Source organism: Planococcus soli (assembly GCF_016881065.1).
In the GTDB taxonomy this organism is placed as follows: Bacteria; Bacillota; Bacilli; order Bacillales_A; family Planococcaceae; genus Planococcus; species Planococcus soli.
The window spans coordinates 537,069-563,454 of the sequence record NZ_WXYN01000016.1; the positions used below are offsets into that span (position 1 = coordinate 537,069).

Annotated in this window: 18 protein-coding genes; 16 read left to right on the forward strand and 2 right to left on the reverse strand. The window is 47.0% G+C overall.

Annotated features, from left to right (window positions below):
* Nucleotides 1-1,114 precede the first annotated feature (1,114 nt).
* The 8 genes from GJB59_RS10325 to GJB59_RS10360 all read left to right on the forward strand — a co-directional run bounded on the left by GJB59_RS10325 (nt 1,115) and on the right by GJB59_RS10360 (nt 15,245).
* Nucleotides 1,115-5,374: a S8 family serine peptidase gene (locus tag GJB59_RS10325; protein ID WP_142827175.1), complete on the forward strand. Its 4,260-nt coding sequence runs from the start codon at nt 1,115-1,117 to the stop codon at nt 5,372-5,374.
* A gap of 1,100 nt (nt 5,375-6,474) precedes the next feature.
* Nucleotides 6,475-10,134, forward strand: coding sequence for a S8 family serine peptidase (locus tag GJB59_RS10330; protein WP_142827176.1), 3,660 nt, complete (start codon nt 6,475-6,477; stop codon nt 10,132-10,134).
* Between the two features lie 264 nt (nt 10,135-10,398).
* Nucleotides 10,399-11,016: a transposase gene (locus tag GJB59_RS10335; RefSeq protein WP_142827177.1), complete on the forward strand. Its 618-nt coding sequence runs from the start codon at nt 10,399-10,401 to the stop codon at nt 11,014-11,016.
* A 23-nt stretch (nt 11,017-11,039) separates the two neighbouring features.
* Nucleotides 11,040-12,104 carry a hypothetical protein gene (locus GJB59_RS10340; RefSeq protein ID WP_142827178.1) on the forward strand — a complete coding sequence of 355 codons (1,065 nt, stop codon included), beginning with the start codon at nt 11,040-11,042 and terminating at the stop codon, nt 12,102-12,104.
* Between the two features lie 117 nt (nt 12,105-12,221).
* Nucleotides 12,222-12,917, forward strand: a complete 696-nt coding sequence (locus GJB59_RS10345) for a hypothetical protein (RefSeq protein WP_142827179.1) — start codon at nt 12,222-12,224, stop codon at nt 12,915-12,917.
* Nucleotides 12,918-12,937: 20 nt separating this feature from the next.
* A complete protein-coding gene (locus GJB59_RS10350) occupies nt 12,938-13,672 on the forward strand; it encodes a hypothetical protein (protein WP_142827180.1) in 735 nt (244 codons plus the stop codon).
* Nucleotides 13,673-13,699: 27 nt separating this feature from the next.
* On the forward strand, nt 13,700-13,960 hold the full coding sequence (locus GJB59_RS10355; RefSeq protein WP_142827181.1) for a hypothetical protein: 261 nt from the start codon (nt 13,700-13,702) through the stop codon (nt 13,958-13,960).
* Between the two features lie 103 nt (nt 13,961-14,063).
* Nucleotides 14,064-15,245 (forward strand): S1C family serine protease, encoded by a 1,182-nt coding sequence (locus GJB59_RS10360; protein ID WP_142827182.1) that lies wholly within the window; start codon nt 14,064-14,066, stop codon nt 15,243-15,245.
* A 393-nt stretch (nt 15,246-15,638) separates the two neighbouring features.
* Here the strand turns inward: GJB59_RS10360 and GJB59_RS10365 are convergent, their stop codons facing one another.
* Nucleotides 15,639-16,382, reverse strand: coding sequence for a C40 family peptidase (locus GJB59_RS10365; protein ID WP_142827183.1), 744 nt, complete (start codon nt 16,380-16,382; stop codon nt 15,639-15,641).
* Between the two features lie 636 nt (nt 16,383-17,018).
* Here GJB59_RS10365 and GJB59_RS10370 point away from each other — a divergent pair.
* The 3 genes from GJB59_RS10370 (at nt 17,019) to GJB59_RS10380 (ending at nt 19,741) form a co-directional block, all read left to right on the forward strand.
* On the forward strand, nt 17,019-17,978 hold the full coding sequence (locus tag GJB59_RS10370; RefSeq protein WP_142827184.1) for a CBASS cGAMP-activated phospholipase: 960 nt from the start codon (nt 17,019-17,021) through the stop codon (nt 17,976-17,978).
* Nucleotides 17,979-18,185: 207 nt separating this feature from the next.
* The gene (locus tag GJB59_RS10375; RefSeq protein WP_142827185.1) at nt 18,186-19,211 is read left to right on the forward strand and encodes an acyltransferase; all 1,026 of its coding nucleotides are present in this window, start codon (nt 18,186-18,188) and stop codon (nt 19,209-19,211) included.
* Between the two features lie 254 nt (nt 19,212-19,465).
* The gene (locus GJB59_RS10380; protein WP_142827186.1) at nt 19,466-19,741 is read left to right on the forward strand and encodes a hypothetical protein; all 276 of its coding nucleotides are present in this window, start codon (nt 19,466-19,468) and stop codon (nt 19,739-19,741) included.
* Nucleotides 19,742-20,139: 398 nt separating this feature from the next.
* Here the strand turns inward: GJB59_RS10380 and GJB59_RS10385 are convergent, their stop codons facing one another.
* Nucleotides 20,140-20,301, reverse strand: a complete 162-nt coding sequence (locus GJB59_RS10385; RefSeq protein WP_185960004.1) for a hypothetical protein — start codon at nt 20,299-20,301, stop codon at nt 20,140-20,142.
* 728 nt (nt 20,302-21,029) lie between these two features.
* Here GJB59_RS10385 and GJB59_RS10390 point away from each other — a divergent pair.
* The 5 genes from GJB59_RS10390 (at nt 21,030) to GJB59_RS10405 (ending at nt 26,237) form a co-directional block, all read left to right on the forward strand.
* Nucleotides 21,030-23,054, forward strand: coding sequence for a bifunctional 2',3'-cyclic-nucleotide 2'-phosphodiesterase/3'-nucleotidase (locus tag GJB59_RS10390; protein WP_142827187.1), 2,025 nt, complete (start codon nt 21,030-21,032; stop codon nt 23,052-23,054).
* Nucleotides 23,055-23,092: 38 nt separating this feature from the next.
* A complete protein-coding gene (locus GJB59_RS19195) occupies nt 23,093-23,227 on the forward strand; it encodes a hypothetical protein (RefSeq protein WP_268951317.1) in 135 nt (44 codons plus the stop codon).
* A 410-nt stretch (nt 23,228-23,637) separates the two neighbouring features.
* Nucleotides 23,638-24,609 carry a GDP-mannose 4,6-dehydratase gene (locus GJB59_RS10395; protein ID WP_142827188.1) on the forward strand — a complete coding sequence of 324 codons (972 nt, stop codon included), beginning with the start codon at nt 23,638-23,640 and terminating at the stop codon, nt 24,607-24,609.
* A 26-nt stretch (nt 24,610-24,635) separates the two neighbouring features.
* A complete protein-coding gene (locus GJB59_RS10400) occupies nt 24,636-25,799 on the forward strand; it encodes a glycosyltransferase (protein WP_142827189.1) in 1,164 nt (387 codons plus the stop codon).
* A 198-nt stretch (nt 25,800-25,997) separates the two neighbouring features.
* On the forward strand, nt 25,998-26,237 hold the full coding sequence (locus GJB59_RS10405) for a hypothetical protein (RefSeq protein ID WP_142827190.1): 240 nt from the start codon (nt 25,998-26,000) through the stop codon (nt 26,235-26,237).
* The last annotated feature ends 149 nt before the right edge of the window (nt 26,238-26,386 follow it).

The window sequence follows — 26,386 nt, forward strand, 5'->3', positions numbered from 1 at the left end:
GGCATGGCTCCCGCGATGAGCCGAGAAGAGCACTCGTCTCATCGCTCCGCCCAGCCCGTGGACGCGCCTCAGCTGGGTGGTTGTTTTGTACATAGAACTTCTATTTTTATGGTGTAGATAGGTGGTGCGGGGTTCTGAAATCGCTCGGCAGCGGTGGGGCACGCTCCTTCGCTTGGTATTGCTGAGTGGGCGGTGAGTTCTACAGGAGATTTTTGTGTTGCTACATGAAAAATTGACGTTTTTACATAATGGATCGATGTTTCTATCACACCCTTTTGCTTCTCTACATGACTCTTTTGCTTTCTTACATGAATTCATGAAAATTAGTGCTCTACAATGTCAGAAGGATCTATCCCTTTTTGTGAGCGATGTCTGGAAAAAAGTGTCGCTTCCTATCCCTGGCTGTTCGCCGCGCGAACAGCTTCCATCCAGGGGCTTGAACTTTGTGGGAAAAATCGAATTGGATGAAGAATGGTGAACGTTCAGGTAAGAGAGCAAAAGGTTTAGGTAGAAATTTGAAGCGTTCAGGTAGCCTCGCCAAGAGGAGAGATAAGAAGAAAAAGTGTGCAGGTAGAAACACGAAATGTTGAGGTAAAAGCATCCAACCCGTCACTTACTGGCAACATACCAACAGCGATTTGCATCGCTTCTCCAAGATGCCCGCTTTTCGCAGGCGAAAAGCACTGAGTGCTCATCGCTTTCTTATGTTCTCCTCGAAATGAAGCCAACAGTGACACCTATGTGCTAGCTCTTATATGAAGAAACCTAGAAGAAAGCGTGTAAGGTGGCGACTCCTACGGGTCCCGCGGCAGCTGGCACCGCGACTTCCTGTCGCGCCAGCTGCATGACCCACATCCTGTGGGCCCAAAAGCGTCCGCCAAAAGCGATTTCTTTAAACATTATAAAAAAACTCATCACAAAAAAATATTTTTATTAATTCGAGAAACTAAATAATATCAAGTCCTATCTAGTAAAAACCTCTTAATTAACCTCTAATAACATGAAAATACACCCAAATTTTATTTGCAACATTGAAAAAATATGGTAAATTTAAGTTGTTGTGCAATTGTAAAGATTCTTTATAATTGCGAATTAGAACTAAGGGGGAAAAAAATTGACGAAGTTAAAACCGCTTTTATTGTTGGCGATGGTCTTCATGATGACATTCAGTTCAGCTGTTTTCGGCCTTACCGGGGTATCGGCAGCCGTGAATTCATCGGAAGTGCCGAACGTGGAGTTGAAACAAGGGGAATTGAACATTCCTGAAACTTTCGTAAATCCAGAAGATCCGGAAAAAGAGGTCCGGGTGATCATCGAGCTTGAAGAAGCGCCGGCGATTGAAAACGCTACAGAACGAGGCGTTCTCTATAAAAACCTTCCTGAAAACCAAAAAGAGTCATTGGAAGCAGCAGTTGTTTCGGGACAGGATTCCGTTCAGCTATCCATCGCTTCAATCGCTCCGCGCATTACATATCTTGAAAATTTCACAACCGTATTCAACGGATTTTCTGCTGAAGTTGAAGCAGGCCTTGTGGAAGACATCGCTGAGTTAAGCGGCGTTAAAGCGGTCTATGAATCGACTGAGTATCAGCGTCCTGAAGCTCAGCCGGAAATGAAATATTCGAAAGAATTGGTTCAGGCGCAGCAGGCTTGGACAGATTACGGCTACCGCGGTGAAGGCCTGGTTGTTGGTGTCATTGATACCGGAATCGATCCGAGCCACAAAGACATGGTTTTGACAGACAACACAACAGGCGACATCACGAAATCTGATGTAGCGGCGCTTGTGGCTGACAAATCCATCGAGAGTGGCAAATTCTTCACAGCAAAAGTGCCATTCGGCTATAACTACATGGATGGCAACGACGAAATTCTTGACCTTGGACCGGAAGCTTCCATGCACGGCATGCACGTTGCCGGAACAGTAGGGGCTAATGGCAATGAAGAAAATGGCGGCATCAAAGGCGTTGCTCCAGAAGCGCAGCTACTCGCGCTGAAAGTATTCGGCAATGACCCATTGTATCCGTCAACTTACGGCGATATCTACATCAAGGCAATCGATGATTCGATCAAATTGGGTGCAGACGTCATCAACATGTCACTTGGATCGACTGCAGGATTTGTGGATTCCTCAAACCCTGAACAAAAAGCGGTTGAAAGAGCGACAAACAACGGCATCTTGGTTTCCATCTCAGCAGGCAACTCGGATATGTTTGCATCGGGCTTTTCTTACCCGCACGCAGATAACCAGGATTACGGCTTGACAGGATCACCGAGCACATCAATCGATTCATTTGGTGTTGCGTCATTTGAAAACGACATGATCACGGGCAGAAGTTTTGCTTACCAGGTAGACGGCACTGAAACTGGACGTGCGATGTACCTGCTTGCCAATGATGCAGACCCGCGTGAACTGCCGAATGCCAGCTACGAAGTATTGGCAGCAGGCCTTGGGAAACCCGCTGATTTTGCAGGCAAAAACTTTGCTGGCAAATTTGCGCTAGTGTCGCGCGGTGAAACTACTTTTGTTGAAAAAGGACAGGCAGCACAGGATGCTGGTGCAATCGGTGTTATTATTTATAACAACGCAACAGGCACGATCAGCATGGCCTCCGATCCAACTATCGAAATTCCATTCATGTCAGCTCTACAGGCAGATGGAGTAGCAATGAAAACACAATTGGATGCAGGCAAAAAAGTAACGCTTGTGTTTGACGATGAGTTTCTTGAAATTCAAAACCCCGCTGCTGGTGAAATGAGTGATTTCACTTCATGGGGACCAACTCCGAACCTTGATTTCAAACCTGAAATCACAGCGCCGGGCGGAAATATTTTCTCTACACTTAATAACGACGACTACGGCTTGATGAGTGGTACATCGATGGCAGCTCCACACGTTGCGGGCGGAACAGCGTTGATGTTCCAACGTATCCAAGAGCTTGGCCTTGAAGGCCGCGAACGCGTTCAATTCGCGAAAAACCTGATGATGAATACATCAAATCCGGTTGAATTCGCAAAAGATCAATACGTATCGCCACGCCGTCAAGGTGCTGGATTGATGCAATTGCATGACGCATTAGCAACAGACGTTATGTTGACGAATAAAGCGACAGGGGATGCAAAAGTTGCTTTGAAAGAAATCACAGGCGATAAATTCACCTTCACATTGGAAGCTGAAAACTTCTCTGATGAAGCAGCAACTTATGCAGTGGATGTAAACGTCCAAACAGATAGAACAGCGCCATTAGCAGGAAATGAAGTTACTGCACCAAACCTTACAGGTTCATATGTCGTAACAGAAGATGTAGAAATCAACGCACCTGAAACGATTACAGTTCCGGCAAACGGAACAGCAGAGGTTTCAGTGACAGTTGACGTATCAGCGCTTGAAGGCATGAAAGAATATGCAGCATTCACAAACGGATTCTTCGTGGACGGTTTTGTAACGTTGACGGATGAAAACGAAGAAGTGACAGGCAACACAGAATTGGTCGTTCCTTACTTCGGCTTTAACGGCGGATGGGACGATGCCAGCATCTTCGACGAATTTACGTGGGAGGCAGGCACATATTACGGTACTACTTTACTCGCGGATGAAGCAGAAAACGACATCACTGGCGGCACGCACGCCGGCAAATTTGTCCCTGAACGCTTCGCCTTTTCACCAAATGGCGATGAATTGCAGGATGTGGCAGTCCCTGTCTACTCCTTGATGAGAAACGCCAAAGAATTTGAAGTTAATGTATTGGATACAGAAGGCAATAAGCTGCGCACAATCCGTACAGCTTCAAGTTTGACCAAGCATTACTCGGCTACATTGCCTTACACATTCAACCCGATTAACGGCTGGGATGGCATGATCAATGGCAAACCGGCAAAAGATGGAGCTTACCAGATTCAGCTTCGTGCCGTTATTGATTACCCGAATGCAGAGTGGCAGTCGATCAACTTCCCGATCATTATCGACACAGTAGCACCCGAAGCAGAAGCAACTTACGATGCAGAAACAAAAACAGTAAACGTTTCGAAGTTTGAAGACAACGCTTCAGGCGTTGGAGCAGATCGTTGGGAAGTCTACGTCAACGGTGAAGAAGTTACAGAAAACGAAGACACAGATGCAGACGAATCCCTTGCACCGGCAACCACTTCTTATGAAGTGACAGCGCCAGTGAAAACAGACGATGTCGTGACAGCTGTCTTCTATGACAGTGCAGGCAACACAACAGAAGTAGAACTTACTGCCACTTCTAAAAATGAAACAGAAGCACCGGTTATTTTCTTCACATCACCAGAAGTTCTAGAAACATTTGATACAAAAACAGTGAAAGTCACAGGTTCTGTGGAAGACGATTCAAAAATTGTTTCCTTAACAGTCAATGGCGTCAAAGCTAAAAAGTTTGACGGCGAAGAATTTGAACACACTGTAACATTCAAAGACGGCTCTCAACACGTTGTCGTCAAAGCAGTAGATGAATTCGGCAACGAAATGGAACTTCGCCGCCAGGTATTGGTAGATACAACTCCGGCCGTCATCACATTAGTGGATGCGCCGAAAACTGTGAGAGCCAACACATCTGAAGTCGAAGTGACATTTAATGTGAAAGACAATATGGACCAAATCTATGCTTACCTGAATGGCAGCGAAGTCTTCAAAAAAGACATGTCTGAACCATACGGCAAAGCAAGTTTTAACCAAAACATCAAAACCAAAGTGCCCGTAAGCAAAATCGGCAAAAATGAATACACATTGTCAGTCGAAGATGCAGCTGGCCACGTTACTGAAAAAACATTCACGATCACGAAAGCATCAAAAGTAACATTTACAGATATCCAAACGCATTGGGCGAAAACCCAAATCGAAACATTGGCTTCACAAGGCATCATCAAAGGGAAAACAGACACACTTTTCGCGCCAAAAGCCGATTTGACACGTGCTGAATTCGCTGCCTTATTGGTCCGTACACTGGAATTGCCTCTTGAAGACTATGAAGGCACATTCAAAGATGCAGACCCTGACAAAACATGGGCTGCCGAAGAAATCGAAGCAGCTGCCCGTGCTGGCATCGTTCGCGGAGTGACTACAAATACATTCAATCCGAAAGCGCAAATTTCCCGCCAGGACACGGCCGTCATGATCATGCGTGCAGTTGAATACCAGGAAGCATCACTGCTTGAAGGCCTGGACACAACTCACGAATTTGAAGACGACGCAGCAATCAAAGCCTACGCAGATGAGTCCGTCAAGCAAGCATACGCACTCGGCCTGATCACTGGCCGCGAAGGCAACATCTTCGACCCATTAGCAAAAATCACACGAGCTGAAACAGCAGTAGTTCTCTACCGCGCACTCGAAAAGATGGAGCTATTGGATTAACACCTTATCAAAACAGAACAGGCAAGCAATCAGAACGTTGATTGCTTGCCTGTTTTTTTAGTTAAGTGACGTGGAGATGGAGAAATCGTTCCAGGCGAACGCATTCGGGTCTACGACATTGAAAATATCTATAGTAGCGGGTGAAGATAGAAAATAGAAGGATGCCTCACGACGATAGTGGGTTTGCACTTTTGCTTTTCGCTTGCGAAAAGCGGGCATCTTGGAGGAGCGAAGCGGATCGCTCGTTAGTTGGTTCCTTTTATATTAGAAATTGATAGGTGGCATAGCTGATGACGAGTTTCTACCTTCACTTTCTGGATCCTTACCTTAACTTTCGAAGCGGCTACAGGAACCTTTCGTGTCTTTAACTGAAACTTTTCCATTTCTATCAACACTTTATCGTTTTCACAAAGTTCAAGCCCATAGATGGAAGCCGTTCGCGTGGCGAACAGCCAGGGATAAGAAGCGGCACCTTTTTCCAGACATTGCTCACAAAAAGGGATGGATCCTTGTGACATTGTAGAACACTAATGTTCGTGAATCGATGTAAGAGGGCAAAAGGTTCATGTAGAGAGGAAAAATAGTGAGATAGAAACATCAATGAATCATGTAGAAGCGCCGATCTTTCATGTAGCAACACAAAAACTTCCTGTAGAACACATCGCCCGCTCATCAGCACCAAGCGAAGGCGCGTGCACCACCGCTGCCAAGCGATTCCAGAACTGCCCTTAACCTATCTGCTTCAAAAAAAGCTAGATTATTTTTACCAAACAACCACCGAGCTGAGGCGCGTCAACGGAGGGGGTGGAGCAATAAGCCAGGCAGCGTTCTCCAGCTGCCTGGCTTATTGTGGGAACTCCCTCCAAAGCGACCGAAGCGATTTATAGAACCTCTACTCCGTACTTACCACTCTCCCGATACTACTAAAAAAAGGAAATAAGCAGAGACTCCCAAAACCCAAAGTACCTAAAAAAATCGAAGAGGATTAACAAATAAGATAGCTTTGGAACCATGGACTTTTGATTGATAAACTGGAAAAATGAAGTTGACTTAATTATTTGATAATTTAGATAGGGATCTTAGAAAGAGGAGGAACAAGTATGAAGAAAACGTTAATGTTACTGGCAATTTTATTATTATCAATAAGCAGTCTGGGCGGTTTCAATATCCCGCAAATACAGGCAGCGCCGGAACCGGAGGTCAAGCTGGCGCAGACGCTACTCAAGCCGGAATCGCCGAAAGAGAAAGTGCGGGTCATCATCGAGCTGCAGGAAGAACCGACGATCGAAGCGGCGACCTCCCAAGGCGTGCTCTACAAAGAGTTGCCGGATGAGCAGAAACAGCGCATCGAATCGGCGGCTGTAGCCAAGCAGGAAACCGTGCAGACGGCGATCGCAGATGTGGCACCGGCCATCGATTATCTCCAAACCTTCACCGCCGTCTTTAACGGCTTCTCGGCGGAAGTCGAGGCGGGGCAAGTGGCGGAAATCGCAGAGCTGCCTAGCGTCAAAGCGGTATACGAAGCGACTGAATACCAGCGTCCCACAATCAAACCGACTATGAAACACTCAAAAGAACTCGTGCAGGCGCAGCAGGCGTGGCGTGATTATGGCTTTAAAGGAGAAGGGATGGTCGTCGGTGTTATCGATTCCGGCATCGATCCGGGTCATCAGGACATGGTGCTGACCAACAACACGACGGCTGCCCTGACGCAGGCGGAAGTGGAGGCATTTGTTTCCAATAGCGAAATAGAAGAAGGCAAGTTCTTTACACAGAAAGTGCCGTTTGGCTATAACTACATGGACGCCAATACGGAAATCCGGGACATAGCACCGGGCGCGTCGATGCACGGCATGCACGTGGCCGGAACGATTGGCGCTAACGGCAACGAAGAAAATGGCGGCATCAAAGGCGTCGCACCGGAAGCACAGTTGCTGGCGCTGAAAGTATTCGGCAATGATGCCAACTCTCCTTCGACGTTTGGCGACATTTACATCAAGGCAATCGATGATTCCATCAAACTTGGTGTGGACGTCATCAACATGTCGCTCGGTGCAACGGCAGGGTTTGTCGATACGTCGAGCCCCGAGCAGCAGGCAGTGGAACGGGCAACAAACAACGGCATCCTGGTAGCCATTTCCGCAGGCAATGAAGACCTGCGCGGCTCCGGCTTCCTGGCACCGTTTGCGGAAAATCAGGATTACGGCCTAATCGGCACGCCGGGAACGGCCATTGATTCGCTGGGGGTGGCGTCTTTTGAAAACAGCGTCATCACCACCGACAGCTTTGTCTACCAGATAGCCGGCGCTGAGTCCGCACGTGCGCTGTACTTGCTGGCGAATGAAGCGGAACCGGAAAGTTTGCCCGCCGATTCTTATGCAGTAGTGGATGCAGGGCTGGGGCAGCCGGCAGATTTTGAAGGGAAAGACGTCAACGGCAAATTTGCTTTGATTGCACGCGGCACGATTGCGTTTACGGAAAAAGCATTTGCGGCTCAGGCAGCGGGGGCAGCGGGCGTGATCATCTACAACAACACGACCGGGCCGGTCAATATGGAATCGGATCCGGCAATCACCATCCCGTTCATGTCAACGCTACAGGCGGATGGTCTTGCCATGAAAGCGGCGCTTGATGGCGGCAAGGGAGTGACTGTCTCTTTTGACGGAGAAAAATTGGAAACGCCAAATCCGACCGCCGGCAAGATGAGTGATTTTACGTCTTGGGGGCCGACGCCGAATCTGGACTTTAAGCCGGAAATCACGGCACCTGGCGGCAATATCTTCTCGACATTCAATGACAATGAATACGGGCTGATGAGCGGAACGTCGATGGCGGCTCCCCACGTAGCGGGCGGGGCGGCATTGTTGTTCCAGCGCATCGAAGAGCTTGGCTTGGAAGGGAGGGATCGCGTGAATTTTGCGAAAAACCTCATGATGAACACCGCCAATCCAGTCGAATTGACGGCGGGGCAATTTGTTTCGCCGCGCCGGCAAGGGGCAGGTTTGATGCAATTGCACGACGCGCTGTCTACGGACATCATGCTGACCGACCAGGACAGCGGCGAAGCCAAAGTGGCATTAAAGGAAATTCAGAACAACCGCATGACCTTCACGCTGCAGGCTGAGAATTTCTCGGATACTGAAGCCACGTACGCCGTGGCGGTCAATGCCCAAACAGATTACGTCACGAAGCTTCCGGAGCGGAACATTGATGTGACAGATCCAAACCGTTCCGGTGCCAATGTGGTGACCGATCTTGTCAATATCACAGCACCCGAAACCGTGACGGTGCCAGCGAACGGCACGGCCGAAGTCCAGGTGACGATCGATGCCGCGGCCATGCAGGGACGTCCGGAATTTGCAGGGTTCACCAACGGCTTCTTCATTGACGGGTTTATTACATTGACGGATGCCAATGAAGGCGTGACCGGCAATACGCCGCTTGCCGTTCCGTATTTCGGATTTAACGGCGGATGGGACGATGCACCGGTTTTTGACGATGTGGCGTGGGATCCTACCACATTTTTCGCCTCCACATTCCTGACTGACGACTTTGGGATGATCATCAATGGCGGCAGCCACCAGCAAGGCTTTGCGCCTGAACGTTTCGCCTTTTCACCGAATGGCGATGGCAGCCGTGAATCGATCATTCCGGTATTCTCATTGCTCCGCAACGCCAAAGGGCTGGAGATCAACGTGCTGGATGCGGACGGCAAAAAGCTGCGGACCTTGCAGACCGGAAAAGATTTAGTGAAAAATTACACCGACGTTTTCGCCTATTATTATGACCCGCTCAATGAGTGGAACGGGGAAGTATTGGGTGAGATGGTGGCAGACGGCAAGTATCAGATTGAAATGCGAGCCGTTATTGATTATCCGAATGCCGAATGGCAGTCGCTGAAGATTCCGATTTTGGTTGATACGGTAGCGCCTGCTGCAAGCGCTGCGTTGAATGCGGAAACCAAAACCGTGACGGTGGCGAGTTTTGCGGATAACGCAGGTGGCGGTGGAGCGGACCGCTGGGAAGTGTTCCTCAACAACGTCGAGTTGACGGAAAATCCGGATACCTTTGAAGACGAATCCCTGGCACCAGCGACCACCAGCTACGTTGTGCCGGTCGACATAAAAGAAGGGGACGTGCTGAAAGCGGTTTTCCATGACACCGCTGGCAACAAAACCGAAGTTCCGCTAAAAGGTGCAGTTGCTGATACCGGAAAACCAGGAGTGTCCATCATTTCACCAGGATTGTTCGAAGTATTGAGCACTCAGCGCGTGGATGTATTCGGCAGCGTGGAAGACCAATCGCGCATCGTCTCGGTCACCATAAACGATGAAAAAGCCGATCGCTTTGACGGCCTGTTTTTCCAGCATACCTTAACATTGGAAGACGGCCGCAACGACATCACAGCCAAAGCGATCGACGAAGCAGGCAACGAACTTGAAGTACGAAGCCAAGTGCTCATCGATACCCAGCCAGCCCAGCTCGAGCTGCTGGACGTACCGGAGACAGTAGAAGCCGATCAGGACAGTGCCGAAGTGAGTGTTCGTGTCACAGACAATATGGACGATATCCGGGTCTATCTGACCGACAGTGAGGTCTATAACCACATTATGACCGAACCATACGGCGAAGGGGAATTTGACGAAGAAATTACCATTACGGTGCCTGTTGAAAGTTCTGGAGAAAACGAGTTCACCTTGAAAGTAGTGGATGCGGCAGGGCTCATCACAGAAGAAACTTTTGTTATCACAAAAGAATAATGAGCATGCATAGTAAAAAGCCGGGAGAAACTTCTCCCGGCTTTTGTTTGGTATTGTTTGGGTGCCTGGCACCCAAACAATACCAAACAATTCAAAAAAACTTTTTGAAGCCAATTTGGCAAGATCCCAGAAGCTTTAATGGTGAAAACCTATTTTTGACTCTATATCCGTAGTCAAATATAAGTTATTCCCTTTTCGCAACAATTGACGGAAATGGACGTTCTTTCTACTATAAAAGAAGGTTCAAAGAAGGAGTGTGAAAAAATGGGAAGAAGCCGGCGCATCTGGAATCCGGACGCATATGAACATGTAGTCATGAGAGGCAATAACAGGCAGGCGATTTTTCAGGGAGAAGCGGATAAAGCTGCTTTTTTCAGGGTATTGACCTATGCCCACAACAAATATCCATTTACGATTCTGGCATATTGCCTGATGACAAACCACTATCACTTGTTGATAAAGTCGCCCGAAGTGCCGTTGGGGAAATTGATGGCCCTTATTAACAAACGGTACAGTGATTACTATAAGAAAAAATATAACTACAGCGGCTATTTTTACGAAAGCCGCTATTACTCCAATAAAGCCATCACCCATAAAAGTACTCTTGCCATCAGCCGCTACATCCATAGAAACCCCATCAATACCGCTGAACCGATGGTGGAGGATATGAAGGATTATCCATACAGCTCCTACAGGTTATACGCAGCGTCCCACCGTTCTCCATACGATTTCCTCGATTTAACGTACCTGCCCACAATTTTACTCCCACCCTATTCCAGTTGTTTAGCGGATTATTTGTTGTATTGCGAAGAGCCGGATCTTCCAAACATAAAAAGCCAAGAAGAGAATTGTTTGGGTGCCTGGCACCCAAACAATATATAATAGAAGAAAAAGGGGCAAGCCGGATGAAAAAAATTGTGATTGGCTTTGCAGTGGCACTGGCTATACCTGTTGTAATCATCATCGGCCTCATGATATCGCTGTATATGGAACGCTCCGAAGAGTCCAAGGTCGTGGATGACAAAGCAACAGGATACATTGGAGAAAAGTACGGCATGGAAGCAGTAATCGTCAGCAAAAAAGAACCTGATTTCGTAGAAGGGCTCAGCTATCAAATGGCTTTTAAGGAGCAAGAAGATGTGGTTTTCACGGTTACAGTAGAGACGGAAAACTATGCCACCATTTACCGGGATAATTATAAGCCGATGTTTGCCGCTCACGAAGCGCAGCAGCAAGTGGAAAAGTTGCTGCCGCAAATAGAAACACTCGGTTTTGAAAAGCCTTTAGATGGGGAAATAATCCAGCAGGAACTAAAAGAAGTAAGGGATGTGGAAACTGGCGAAACCTTCCGTGAACTGGTTTTGGAAAACGAAACCAGTTACAAAACCGTTGACGCATCTGAAATCCAGGCGATTGTGAAGCTTCTTGAGCTGGTTAGGGACAATAATGTCGACATTCATTCAATTGATCTTGCTAATAGGCAAGAAGACTATGGCGTTAGCCTGGACCTGTCAAAAATGGGAGACATCCAAACGCCTGAAGAAGTTGAGGCGTATATTGTCCGCAGAAATCTCAACGACCCTTATCGAGCTGGCGAAGCGATGCAAGCCAAATGGCAGGAGGCAGCGACTCAAGCCGAAACAGAACGTTTCCGTTTTCATAACGAAGAAAACGAGCAGTGGATTGAATGCTTTCAAACTAGTGAAGAAGGCGGATGCACTATTCTATGGGCAAATATCACTTTCGAATCTGGCCAACTCAGCAGCCGGAATCCTCACCTAGCAGAAGATTTTGACGCAATATTTGCTTTTTTTGACAGCATCCAACCCCAGCCAACGACTGTTGAATTGCAGATAGTTGATCAGGGAAAACCAGGATATCAGATAAACCTCCTATTAGATGAGCGCGAAAACTATTCCTCCACCGAAGAATTGATCGAAGACCGAATGGCGGATTATGAGGATGAATAAGGAAGGTTTTAGGAGTTAAACTGCTATCTTTCAAAGTCGATAGAAAAGCATTTTAATCCTTAACAGTTGTTGCTCAAAGAGAGTCATTACATAATAGAACAAAAAGGAGCACACCGGATGAAAAAGAAACTCCCGATGATTTTAGCTATATGTGTAGTGGCAGTGACTCTAGGCATTCTGATCATCTTCGGTGCCTTGTTCTGGCTGTTTGTTGGCCACGCGAACGACTCTCAAGTGGAAGACGACAAAGCGATAGAGTTTATTGAAGAAAAGTACGGCATGGAAGCCAAGATTGTCAGTATTAACGTAGGGGATTTTGTGGAAGGACAGAGCTATGAAATGGCTTTTGAGGAGCAGGCAGATGTGGTTTTCACCGTCAAAAAAGAGCGGGAAAACGGTGCCACCGTTTATCGGGATGATTATGAACCGGTACTCGGAACTCACGAAGCGCAGGAGCAGGTGAATAAACTGATGCCCCAAATCGAAGAACTCGGTTTTACCAAGCCTTTAGGCGGTCCGATGGTTCGGCATGCAAAAGATACGAAAACAGGCGAGACGGCTCGCAGACTGGTTTTAGAGACGGAAACCAGTTATAAAACCCTCGAGGCGAATGAACTCCAAGGAATCATGAAGCTGTTGGATTTATTAAGAAATCAAAACATCGATGTCCAAGTAATCAAGCTTTCGAACAGGTGGGAGCCGGATGGAATCGTCCTGGACCTTCGCGAAATAGAAGGGATCCAAAGTGTCGAAGAAGTAGAGGCGTATATCATTTCAAGAACTCCTGGCGACCCAGTTCAGGTTGACGACTAAGCGGGGAAGGAGATGGGAACATGAGGCAAAAAATCAAACCTGGCGTGGCAATCCTTATACTAGCAAGTCTAGCAGCGGTAATTTGGGTATTCTTCAACTTTCAGAAAGATAACAGGCTGGCTGCAGAATATATAGAAGAAAAGTATGGAATGGAAGTTGAAATCATCAGTGAAACCCAGCCAAACTTCGTGGATGGGCATAGCTACGAAATGGCCTTTAAAGAACAGGAGGACCTGGTCTTCACCGTCACCGAACATGAAGAAAACTACGCCACCATCTATCGTGACGATTATAAGCCATTGCATACGGCCTACGAAGCGCAGCAGAAGGCAGAGAGCCTCATGCCGCAGTTCGAGGAGCTCGGATTTACAGCTCCTCCAGAGGGGGCGCTCATTGAACAAGTAGTGAAAAACACAGTAACCGATGAAGCGGTCCGCTGGCTGGGGCTGGGGACCGAAAACAGTTTTGAAACCGTCGAACTGGCAGAAATTGAGACGCTCACAAAGCTTCTGGAGCTTGTAAGGGAACAAAACATCAATGTCCATATCATCAATGTCTCCAATAACCAGAAAGGAAAGGGCGTTGCCATGGACTTGCGCGAAATGGACGAGGTTCAAAGTATCGAAGAGGTAGCGGCTTATATCAATGTCAGCATTCTCAGCGAGTTGGGTCCGGCAGGCGAACGGATGCAAGCCAAATGGCAGGAATCAGCCATTCAATCCGAAACCGAGCGTTTCCGTTTTTATGATGAGTGAAACGATCAATGGATCAGCTGCCACCAGGTGAATGACGCAGGCGATTGCATCAATCTATTGGCAAATGTCACTTTCTCTCCAGGCGAACTCAGCCGGCAAAATCCTTATTTGGAAGAAGATCTGGACGCCATCTTCGATTTCTTCGACAGCATCAGGCCCAAGCTGATTGCCGTTGATCTGGTAATGGTCGACCCGGAACGGGAAGGAAACCCGGTCCGCTTCTTTTTAAGGGAACGCGAACAGTACGCCTCGACTGAAGAATTGATCGATGACCTAGTGAAAGATTAAAAAAATGAAACCATTGGAAGAGCCAACCGTCTATAATGGGAACCACAACGAAATTGTTTGGGTGCCTGGCACCCAAACAATTAAAAAAGTGAGCTGACATGCAATGACCCAAAAACCATCCTCAAAAATGAATAAAAACAATCGAATTATCGCCGCTTTATCGGCAGTCTTGCTGCTGGTAATCGCATTTGGCGTTTATTTGCTGCTGACGACAGAAGAACCGGTGCGAGCACCTGACACAGAGCAGGAGCAGGCACAGCCGGAAGCGCCCGAAGAGACGGGCGAGGAAACGCCTGAAGCCGAAACCGAGCTGTCTTCGATGATTGCCAACGCCAAGACGCATGTCTATACGCTGTACACAGACCTTGAGCAGGGCTCAGGCTTTCTGATCAACACACAAGGCGATATCCTGACCAACGCCCACGTCGTTCTGGACGCGTCTTATATTACGGTTAAAAACAGTGACGGCCAGGAATTTAACGGCAGGGTTATCGGCATGTCGGACACGCAGGATCTCGCCATTGTCCGAGTCGATGAGCTGGCCGGCAAAGAGCCTTTGGAGATCGAAATGGAGCCGGTTGATATTGGCACGCCAGTCGTCGCCATCGGCAGCCCGAACGACCAAAGCAATACGGCCACCACCGGCGAAATCACCGGCACCGATCTCGACTTCCTGGACCAATTCGAATATACCAGCCTGTATGAAATGTCTGCAGAAATCGCCCAAGGATCCAGCGGAGGTCCGCTTATTGCCGCCGACACCGGCAAAATCCTCGGCATCAATTCTATTATCCTTGAAGAAAAACCGGGGTCCGGCTATACGATCCCTATCTACACCGTCTGGGATCAGCTGACCGAGTGGGTCGAAAACCCGATTCCCGCCGAAGAACAGGAGGTTGTGCTGCAGGATGTCAAAGACGCCTATTTTGCGGACGACCTGCTGGCGAACTTCATCTCTTCCTATTACGAATTAATCCCGTATTCGCTGAACGATGCTGATTCCTCCTTTTACCTGTCCTCTATCTTGCCGGGCAGTGAAGCAGAGCAGGAAGCCACCGAGCTGATTAATGAACACACAGAGCAGGACCGCATCTACGGCGCTGTCCAGACTACGGTCACCAATGTAGAGGTCAATGAAGACAGCGCAACTGTCGAAGCCGAAGCTGAATTCACATACCACGAGGAAGAAAGTGGTGACATGTCTACAGTTTCACACGAAGGTATTTACACGGTAGTTATCGATGAGTATGGAGATTACCAGATTGAGGACATTGTGAATGAATAAAGAGCAGGCTCCTGTGTGGGTCTGTTTTTTTTGTGGCATATAAGCTTTAAGGTTTTATATCCACTCTTTCCAAGCCCTCAGCTTGAAGGCGTTTATATAGAAGAAACTCAACTTTTATTGTAGAGATAGCAGACAGTGCAAGGTTATAAACCCACCCGGCAGCGATAATGTACGCGCCTTTGCTAGTAGCTAGAGGTCTATAAATAGGAATTGTCTAAAAATTATCAAATGCGGGTAAGAAATTAAAAGACGCATATGTTAGCATAAAAGAATCCAGAACTGTTGAGGAAATCTCTCCTTTTTTCTCTTCAAAAAACTCAAAACAAAAAAGGGGACCAGCAAAGGCCTGCTATTAGCAGACATTCGGGTCACCCTTTTGAAGATCCTATTTGATTAGAAACGTTTGTAGCTGTGGAATTTCTTGCCCCAGTAAGGATCGTTCATGCTCTTGACTTCTGCTTTCGCTCCGCCAGAGTGTACGAACTGGTTGTTGCCGATGTAAATCCCTACGTGTGAGATTCCAGGCTTGTACGTGTTGGCGAAGAAGACCAAGTCGCCTGGCTGTGGGTTGCTCACTGCGTAAGTTTCAGCGAACTGTGAAGTAGTCGTACGTGAAACGCTCTTGCCTGCTTGCTTGTATGCATATTGAACAAATCCACTGCAGTCGAATCCAGAACGAGTCGTTCCGCCAAATTTGTATGGAATGCCTTTAAGTGCCAATGCTGCTGAAACGACTGATGAAGTAGAAGCTGTTTTAACAGAAGCTTTCTTGACCGTAGTAGCAGTAAGCAATGTGCTTAATACCCATCCTGATTTGCCGTTGACTTTCACTTTGTACCAAGTCGAGTTGCCGACTTTCTTTTGGTGAGTAGCTGTAGCGATTGAACCTTTTTTAGCCATTGTTACGATCTTGTATTTTGTTCCCGCATCCGCACGAACGTTTGAGTTGTATTTTGTTTTAAAAGTACCTGATTTAGCAGTTGCTTTGCTTGCTGCAACTTGCTGTACAGATGAAGTAGTAGTTTCGTAAGAAGAAGCTGCGTTGGTCTGAACTGGTTGAGCGGCTTGTGCACCCGTGGCTGAGTTAGCAAATAGCAATGATCCTGCTGTAAGTAGCGTAAAGAAAAGTTTTTTCATTGTTGTTGGTTCCTCCAAGTTTTTTATTATCCAAATATATGAATTAATAATATTTTGCTCTGTCATTTACTATATAGAGAGAGCACATTAAAAACAACGTCAATTCAATTGCAGTTATATTACAGTTGTATAACAAAATAATACTACCCCTAGAAACCCTATAACAGCGGGGTTTCTCATACAAATAAAAAATGTAATAAAGGTTTATTTTTATGAAAAATGTGTTTCAAGTCGATTTTTTAGTTTGTTTGTTACTGTTAATCTCCTAATAAATCCAAATTTTAAAATCCTTCCAGCTTTATTTTAGCTATGCAATAAAGATAGTAAAAAACTCGATCGTGGACTGTATCTCAGGACCCAGTACACGATCATTTTCTTATCAAAAAAATAAGATAATATCTAAATAATAAGAATACTTACACTAGAATAATGTCTACCTTATTTTTTAAGGTATAAATCCGCTATTTCTGTTGGGCATATGATTTTTTTTACTGCTATGCCGGCAATCATTTTCATATCTTTATGAAACAAGTTCTTAGCTCCGGCGCGTCCAAAGCGACGGAAAAAGCTCATGTTCAACCTATACAGCTTCTTACAATTTTAAGGATTGGAAAAACCGGAAAGCGGGTGGGAGATATGAAAAAGATTTTATCCATCGATGGCGGGGGTGTGCGGGGGATTATTCCGGCGATGCTGCTTGCTGAGATAGAAGCGCAGACGGAAAAACCGATTGCCGAACTGTTTGATTTGGTGGTTGGGACCTCGACAGGTGGAATTCTGGCACTCGGGCTGGTTGCGCCGGACAGAAAAACTCCGGCTAACCCCCGTTACACAGCCGAGCAATTTCTTGGGTTTTATTTGGAGGAGTCTCACGAAATTTTTGATAAATCCCTGTTCTATAAAATCACCCGCGGCATTTTTTCGCGCCGCTACCACGCGCGTGCGCTGGAAAAAGCCTTGAAGAAATACTTTGGGCACACCATGCTGTCTGAAGCCTTGGCGCATGTCGTGATTCCGAGCTATGAAATTCACGGGCGTTTCACGGCTTTTTTCAAGAGCCGCGACGTGCATACGAAGAAGATTGAAGAGGATGTCTTGATGCGGGATGTGGCTCGGGCCGCTTCTGCAGCACCGACTTATTTTATACCGAAAAAGATTCCAGCCTATCCGGGTTCCAGTTTTATCGATGGCGGTGTTTTCGCCAACAACCCGGCAATGTGCGCCTATGCGGAAGCAAAAGAACTTTTTCCGGAAGAAGACTTGCTGATCGTGTCGCTCGGCACCGGAAATCCGCAGCTGACCATCGAATTTGGGGGCGTCCGAACATGGGGTCTGCTCGGCTGGGCGCGTCCGCTCTGGTATATCCTGATGGACGGCAGTTCGGACGTCGTCCACCATCAATTAAATCATGTGCTGCCCGACCGGCAAGATGCCAAACGCTACTACCGGTTCCAGATTGAGCTGCTCGAAAAAGGCAGAGAAAAGCTCGACGACGGCTCGGAAGAAAACCTGAATGCCCTGGTCGGACTCGGCCAGGAACTGCTCGACGCCAACCGCGAAGACATCCGCAACCTATGCCGGCAGTTAATTGAATAGAGTCTGTCATACAGTTGTAATCAAATCGTAGTGGTTCAAACACTCGCGACAGGCTAAAATGAGAAAGGGAATAAAAGAGTCGAGAAAATAACTCGCTGCATGCCGAAGCGTTCCGATAGTAGTAAAGGGTGGAACTCCGGCGCAACACCCCACCAACAATCATTTTACGAAAAACGTTTTACATATAGAGAAGAAGGAGTTGCCCACATGGCCAGAAGATACGACTATATGGATTGGCTGCGGGTCTTGTCGATTTTTGTAGTAGTCGGCATTCATGTAGTTTCGAAAATCATCAACAGCACCACCACGGACGACTGGATCTGGCATTTCGCCAATGTCTTTGATGCCGGACTCCGGTGGTGCGTGCCGATTTTCTTCATGCTCAGCGGTGCCTTGCTGCTGACGCGCGACAAAGAAGAAAGCGTCTGGCAATTCCTGCAGAAGCGGCTGGCGAAAGTCGTCATTCCGCTGGTTTTCTGGAGCATCATCTACACGCTGTACAATATTTACGAGCTGGGCGAGTCGTATACCCCTTATGAAATCCTGGTCCAATTTCTGACTGACGACGTCTATTACCACTTGTGGTTCCTCTATACCATCACCGGTCTCTACTTGATGGCGCCATTTTTGAAGCTGCTCGTCGACCACATGGACAAAAAAACCTTTCAGGCATTCCTGCTGTTCTGGATCGGCTTTTCTTGTTTGCTGCCGTTCCTGCCGAAGTTCTTTGAGTTTGAACTCGCCGTTACAGCTGGACTGTTCGAGCCATACATCGGCTATTTCCTGCTCGGCGCCTATCTCGTGCTTTACCCAGTGCCGAAAAAATACCTGCTGCCGCTTGGTGGACTCGCCATCGTCGGCTATTTTGTCACGCTTTGGGGAACGTATTATTTGAACGCAGGCTTGCCGGCAGGCGAGTTCGATGATTTCTTCTACGAGCATTACCGCCCGAACGCCTTATTCATCACGCTGTTCATCTTTATCGGATTCCAGCACATGAGCAAAAAGATCAAACCGAGCGCTTTAATCACACGGATCAGCACGGCGACATTCGGCATCTATGTCATTCACCCGCTCATCCAGATTTACTTGAATCAATTTTTCGGACTGAACGAAACCACGTTCAACCCGATCATCAGCGTGCCGCTCGTCTGGATTTTAATATTCGCCATTTCGTTCGGCATCATCCTGGCCATGCAAAAGCTGCCGGTGATCAACCGTTTGGTGCCATAGCAAAAACAAACCAGCCTTCTCAAAAAAGTAACCCGTTCAGTTTAAAGACGCAAAACGCTCAATTAACATTCAAAATCACAACAGTTTCAGCACCCGTTAAAGACATCTTTATAACACAAATCAGCACCCCAATTCGCAAGGTTTTAAAAAACCAACACTCGCGGATCGGCGGTGCTATTTTAAATTGAATTTCCGTTTTTTTAAAGGTTTTTGAAATGGAATAAGATACACTATTAGTAGGAGGTGTTCACAGAATGAAGAAAGCATTCTTCTCGATACTGGGTGGACTCGTGCTAGGACTTATTCTATCCTTCATCCTTTTTGATTATCAAAGCAGTTGGACAAGCCATCTAAATAGGGCTGGGGTTGACCAAGTTGTTAACGAGATGGATTTTGATTTTGTATTCAACTCTTCTTTATTGGTAATAGGTATATCAATCTTAATCTTTTTAATTTGGAGTTTCATTGATAAGAAGAAAGATGAAAAGTTCCTAAAGGATTATAAAAATAGTAAAAAAGAAAACAACTAAATCAATCTTTGAAGTATCCCAAATCGGATGCTTCTTTTTTTCTTGGTTACTCGCCTTTTAAAACCTTTTCTCTTAAGTAGAACTAACAACTAGATAAGCAGTTCTTTCAGTCAGGTTTTGACGCCTTACAATAGTTATTGTATGTCAGTTGAAAGTGTTGCCAATTCAATTGTTAAAAATGGGAATTTTAATACGAGAAGGTTGAGATGACCGTAAATAAAAGACCGCTAATTCAAGTGCGAATTAACGGCCTAATCGATAGTTTAGTTTGGTTTTTGCGTTCCATATCTGAACGGGTTATCAAAAAAGAAGGCTGGTATTGTATTTATGCATGTGTGGACAGAATATGTTCTGAAAAAATAAGGTGCAGCAAACGCTCATGACCCAAGGTTTGCCTGTTAATAAGGATTTCTTAAATAAATAAAGCTGAGGAGCAGGAACACAATGATGACGGCAGCCAACAAAACAGTGGAACCAACAATCCACTTCTCGCTTTTCTTCTTGATCCCATAGATGATGCCAGCAATCGCAGCTACTGAAAGAAGAATACCCAGAATCATGCCAAGCCCTCCTTAAACTCTATAGAACTTTGCCTCTATTATACCATCGAACGCCGCAATATCAGGTTCTGCCGCTGAACAGGTTGTGGTAGTTTTCCTTCAGTTCTATAGACGCTTCACCCACTCCGTGGACGCGGCTCAGCTTGGGGTTATTTAATAAATAGAAACTAACTAAGTTTGGGGGAGATAGATGGAGTGCAGTTTTAGAATCGCTTGTCGGCGGTGTTGCACGCGCCTTCGCTGGATACTGATAGGATAGATCGATGTTTCTGCCATATTCTTATAAGCCTAATAGTATGACAGTAGAAATTACTGTCTTAAATACAACAGCGACATCATCACTTTTAACAAAATACTAAAGAAATCGCGCAGGGAGGCGACTCCTGTGGGGAAAGCGAAGTGCCGAAATCCACTCGGGCAGTAGCCCGAGTTAGTTCGGCGCAAGCCCGCGGCAGCTGGCGCGACGTCCTGTCGCGCCAGCTGCATGACCCACATCCTGTGGGCCCGAAAGCGTCCTCCCGGAGCGATTTCTTCTATACTCTACTCAATACCTATCTCTTGATGCACTTTTTGCCTCCATAAGCCTTTCCTCCTCACTCCCAATTCATTAAATTTACAAAAAGACTCACGAACATTTACAAAAATTAGGTCTCTGTTCACATTCCATTTCGGGAGGCGAAGGGTATACTGGAGTTGTTTCGCAATTCTTACTACGAGGAGATGGATTGATGACGATTCACAAGAAGCTGACCGCTGCAACCGCAGCCTCCGTGTTGGCGATGAGCAGTTTGTTTGCCGCAGTGCCTGCACTTGCAGCACCTGACGCACCCGGTAAAGCAGTCTCGGAAAAAGCACAAAGCAACGGCAAAGGGCATGGGCAAGGAAAAGACCATGGCTGGGGCAAAGGTGGAAACCCGAAAAATGCCAAGGAAGTCTCCCTGCAAATTCTCGGCACCTCCGACCTTCATACCAATTTCGTGAACTATGATTACTACCAGGATAAAGTTTCGAACTCACTCGGCCTCGCCAAAACCGGCGTGTTGATCGAACAGGCGCGTGAAGAAAACAGCAATACCTTGCTTTTCGACAACGGCGATTTGATCCAAGGAACCCCGTTCGGCGGCTATAAAGTTTCTGTGGATGCACTCGAAGACGATGAATTGCACCCGGCATACGCGGCGCTCGAATCACTCGACTTTGATGCTTCGACGCTCGGCAACCATGAATTCAACTTTGGCTTGGACTACTTGGACAACGCACTCGAAGAAGCGCCGTTCCCAGTACTCAATGCTAACGTCTACGATGCCGAAACTGGCGAAAACCGCTTTACCCCGTACACCATCATCGACAAAAAAGTCGTGGATGGAAAAGGCAAGGAACACACCATTCAAGTCGGCGTTATCGGTGTTGTTGCGCCCCAGATCATGAAATGGGACCGCGCCAACCTGGAAGGCAAGGTAACGACAGAAGACGCGGTTGAATCCGTCGAGAAATTCCTTCCCGAAGTCGAAGCAGCAGGCGCTGACGTCGTTGTCGTCCTGTCGCATTCTGGGATGGGCGACGAAACCCATGACGTCGGGGAAGAAGACATTACCTATCAGCTGACGGAAGTGGAAGGCGTTGATGCCATCATCACCGGCCACAACCACGACGTTTTCCCAGGCTCGTATTCAGAATTAGCCAACGTCGACCAGGAAAAGGGCTTGATCAACGGCACACCTGTGGTGATGCCTGGTAAATTCGGCAGCCATTTGGGCGTCATTGATCTGACACTGGAGAAAAAGGGGAAAAATTGGACAGTGACCGACGAACAGGCAGAGCTGCGCGCCATTGATGCCACTACCGACGAGGTAGCGGAAGAGGTCGTGGAAGCCGTCAAAGAAGCGCATGAAGGTACCATCGAATACGTTCGCAGCCCAGTCGGCGAAACCACTGCGCCGATCAACAGCTATTTCTCATTGGTGCAGGACGATCCATCCATCCAGATCGTCAACAACGCCCAAAGCTGGTACGTGGAACAGCAGAGAACAGGCACCGCCAATGCGGACTTGCCATTGTTGTCAGCTGCAGCGCCTTTTAAAGCAGGCGGACGCAACGGCGGCGACTATTACACCAATATCGCAACCGGCCAAATCGCCATCAAGAACGTAGCGGATCTGTATGTCTTCGACAACACAGTCTTCGCATTGAAACTGACCGGAGCGGATTTGAAAGAGTGGCTCGAGATGTCAGCTGGCCAGTTCCTGCAGGTAGACCCGGCAGCAACGGGCGAGCAGCAGCTCATCAATCCGGATTTCCGTACGTATAACTTTGATGTCATTGACGGGGTCACCTATGACATCGATGTCACGCAGCCCGCGAAATACGATGCGGACGGCAACACGGTCAACGAAACCGCCAGCCGCATCCAGAACCTTTCTTACGAGGGGACGGCTGTAGCGGACGACCAGGAATTCTTGGTAGTAACCAACAACTACCGTGCAAGCGGCAACTTCCCAGGTGTCCGCAATGCGACAGAGACAATCGATTATGCCTACGAGAATCGCCAAGTTATCCAGGACTACATGGAAGAGCTCGGCACGATCGATCCATCAGCTGACGGCAACTGGTCATTCGCACCAATCACAGGCGATCCAAGCCTGGTATTCGAAACTTCAGCAGCAGCCCAGAGCCTGATTCCTGCAGACAGCGGCATCAGTTACCTGGAAGCCGCAGCAAACGGCTTTGCGAAATACGGAATAACAATCGAGTAATAGAAGCAAGCATCCTGAAAGGGGTGCTTGTTTTTTTTATGTACAAAGTAGAAAACGATTCTTATTATATAGAAGGAAAAAATAAAAAAAGTGATTTCAATGAGCGAAAAAAACACTTTGATATCCCTGCAGGTCAAATGAAGGAGTTAGTTCAACAACGGCACCGTTTATGAAATGTCGTTTGCAGCAGATCTTTCGCTATCACACCCATTTTGCTGTTTAAAGCAGTACCAGACATTCAATGAGTGATCTATAAGACTGGTTTAGGTTATACAGAGCATCGAGTAATAGACCCAAAATAAATAAAAAAATATTAAATTATTTCCATTTATACAGATAGTCACGACTATTTTGATGTAATATGAACATAAAGAATTATATATTTCGTATATTATGATGCAAAATATCCAATTTAGATGTATACTAATTAAAAATTTAGAAAATAACGTCTTTTAACCTAGATTTAACTCTAATGTTTCATTATAAGAATTATTCCTGGTACAAATGGCAGTACGCAAGGATGTGTGCAAGCTAATAGCACTATCTGACATTCTTTAATAATCCAGCAAGGGGGTGAGCGGCTATGAGTACAAAAACCATACTTATCACCGGAGGCCACGGATTTATCGGCTCCAATATGATCCATTATTATTTAAACAAATATCCGGATTATCAGCTGGTCAATATCGATTACAATACCGAAGCCGCCAACCCGGATAACATTCCTTGTCCGGATCAGGCCAACCGCTACTCGTTCCACCGGGTCGATATCCGGAATGCTTACGCCATCAGCCATTTGTTTGAGCTTTATGACATCACAGATATTATCCATTTTGCGGCGGAAACGCGCAGCCAGGACCGGGTCGGGGAAATCCGGCTCTACGAACAAACCAACGTGCTCGGCACGATGAACTTGCTGCATGCCGCACAAAGCGCATGGATGGCAGGGCCGCATCAGCCCAATCCAAAATATGCAGCGTCGCGTTTCCACCATTTGTCCCTGGCAGAAACGGAATGCGGCACCTTATACAGCGAAAGCAAACAACGAGCCGAGGCCATGATCCAAAGTTTCCATAGAGAGTACGGACTGAATGTCGTGACCACTGCGAGCCCGGAGGTTTTTGGGCCGATGCAGCAGGAAGATGAACTTGTGCCACGCTCGATTCGCCAGGCGCTGGAGGGCAATCTGGTGATTCCAGAACAAGGACATCAACGTAACTGGTTGTTTATCGTTGATCTGTGCGAAGCGGTCGACACCGTATTCCATTTGGGAGAAGCGGGATCTCGCTATGAAATCGATTACAATGCCGGTTTGAATGACAGAGAGCTTGCAAAGCACATCACGGCCTTGCTGAATGAACATTTCCCGGGAAATGGCTCTTCTCCGGACCGCAATGAAGAAAATGGAGACAGTCTCCATTCAAGAGCATCCCCACCCGTACAAAAACCGGTTCTTGGATTTGCGCCGTTTACGCCCTTTAAAAGCGGGCTGCGAATTACACTCGACTGGTACATTCAAAAATACAAATATGCCGATTTTCTCAGAAGACGTTAAGGGATACCATTAGACGGGGTGAGTAGATGATTACATTCAGCAATGACCATTTCTTCGATTTCGAAAAACAGGCACGTCCGATCAAGTCGATTGCACTTATTCATAAAAATATGAAACCGGGCGGCGTGGAAATGCTGGTGGTCCGTATGGTCAAATGGCTCAGCGCCCGCGGCTATAACGTCACGCTGTTCCTTTTCAGCAGCGGCGGGCCATTACTGCGCCAATTAGAAACCGTTAAAGGCGTGACCATCATAGTGGACGAAGACACGACAAATCCTTCAGTCAATATGTGGCTCGTTTCCAAGATGCTGCGTACGCGCTTTGAAGACAAATTCGATTTGGTGTATTCGTTTGGGCCGAAATCGTTCTTGTTGTCGTACCTGCTGCCGGCAAGCAAGCGGCTGTCTGGCGTCTACCACCCCGAGAGCTACAAACAAGAACGCACGGAAAAGGTCATCAAAACGCTCAAGCTGATCGATCCCAAGTTCCATACAAGGCTGCTGTTTATGAACCCGTCTATCCAAAAAATGACTGAGAAGGCGATCGGAGAGCCCTTGAATAACTCAATTTTCCCGATGCCGCTGGATTTCTGCTCGAACGGTGAAACCCATGGCAACTTCGAGTCGCGCCGCATCGTCTCTATAGGACGGCTGGCACATTTCCGGACGTATAATTATTACATGATTGATATCATGGAAGAACTGATCCAGCTCGATCCGAAATTTACATACCATATTTACGGGTCTGGACAGGACGAAGACGGTCTTCGTAAGAAAATAGCCAATTCCCCGGCGCGCGACCATATTGTGATGCATGGAGACTTTGCCACAATAGGGGATAAGAAACGTGCCCTGCAGGATACGTTCTGTTTTGTCGGTATGGGCGTACCGCTCATTGAAGCGGCAGGCTGCGGCATTCCTGGAATCACGGCCAAAATCAACGATCCGTTCGGATTGACGGAAGGATTCCTTCACCAATTGCCGCCGTATGAAAGCGGCGATTCGTTCTCCGCAGACAGCGAACTGTTTAGCGTCCAAACGCAAATTGAAAAACTGCTGTCGAGCGAAACGGAATACCGGAAAATGTCCAAGCGCGATCGCATCAAAGCCCATGAGTTTGAAAGCGATCATGTCATGGAGAATTTCATTAAAGAAGCGGAAATCAAGAAATTTTCATTCCGGCTGCATTAGGAAATATTCAATTTCGCCGCTCGAGTTGGCTGAAAATTTCGGTAATGTTATAAAGTAGGTTTAATATCATGAATTTATTGAAAAAAACATGCCATTTAGACTAGTATTATTGGTCGGTAGATACTATAATGGAAATATAAGTAGGGAGAAGATACATCAGACCTATATAAATCCATAGGAAAGTGAGATGAAAGGCTTATGACGGAGTACGACTCTTATAGAGAAAAAGTAGAGCGACGACATAACAAGGCCTTGGTAGAAGTCATGGAAGACCTCTACATCAAGAACAACTTAGGGCCATCGGTTAGCGCAAAGCAGCTTGGAATGCCGCGGCAAGCCTTTATGCACTTTGTCCAAGAATACGGTTTAAAGCAACTCAAGTTCGGTGACTATAAAAAAAAAGTGATGATTTTATCGGAACGCCAGAAGGTCCGGTAAAATAGCCCACAAAACCCGCTGCCTGATCGACAGGAGCGGGTTTTTGTGTGGGAAATTGCGCGGGTGCCTGGCACCCGCGCAATTTCCGCTCTTTCTCTAGCTTTCTTTTTTAAGTTAGAAGTGTGTTGTATGGGTGCCAGGCACACGCA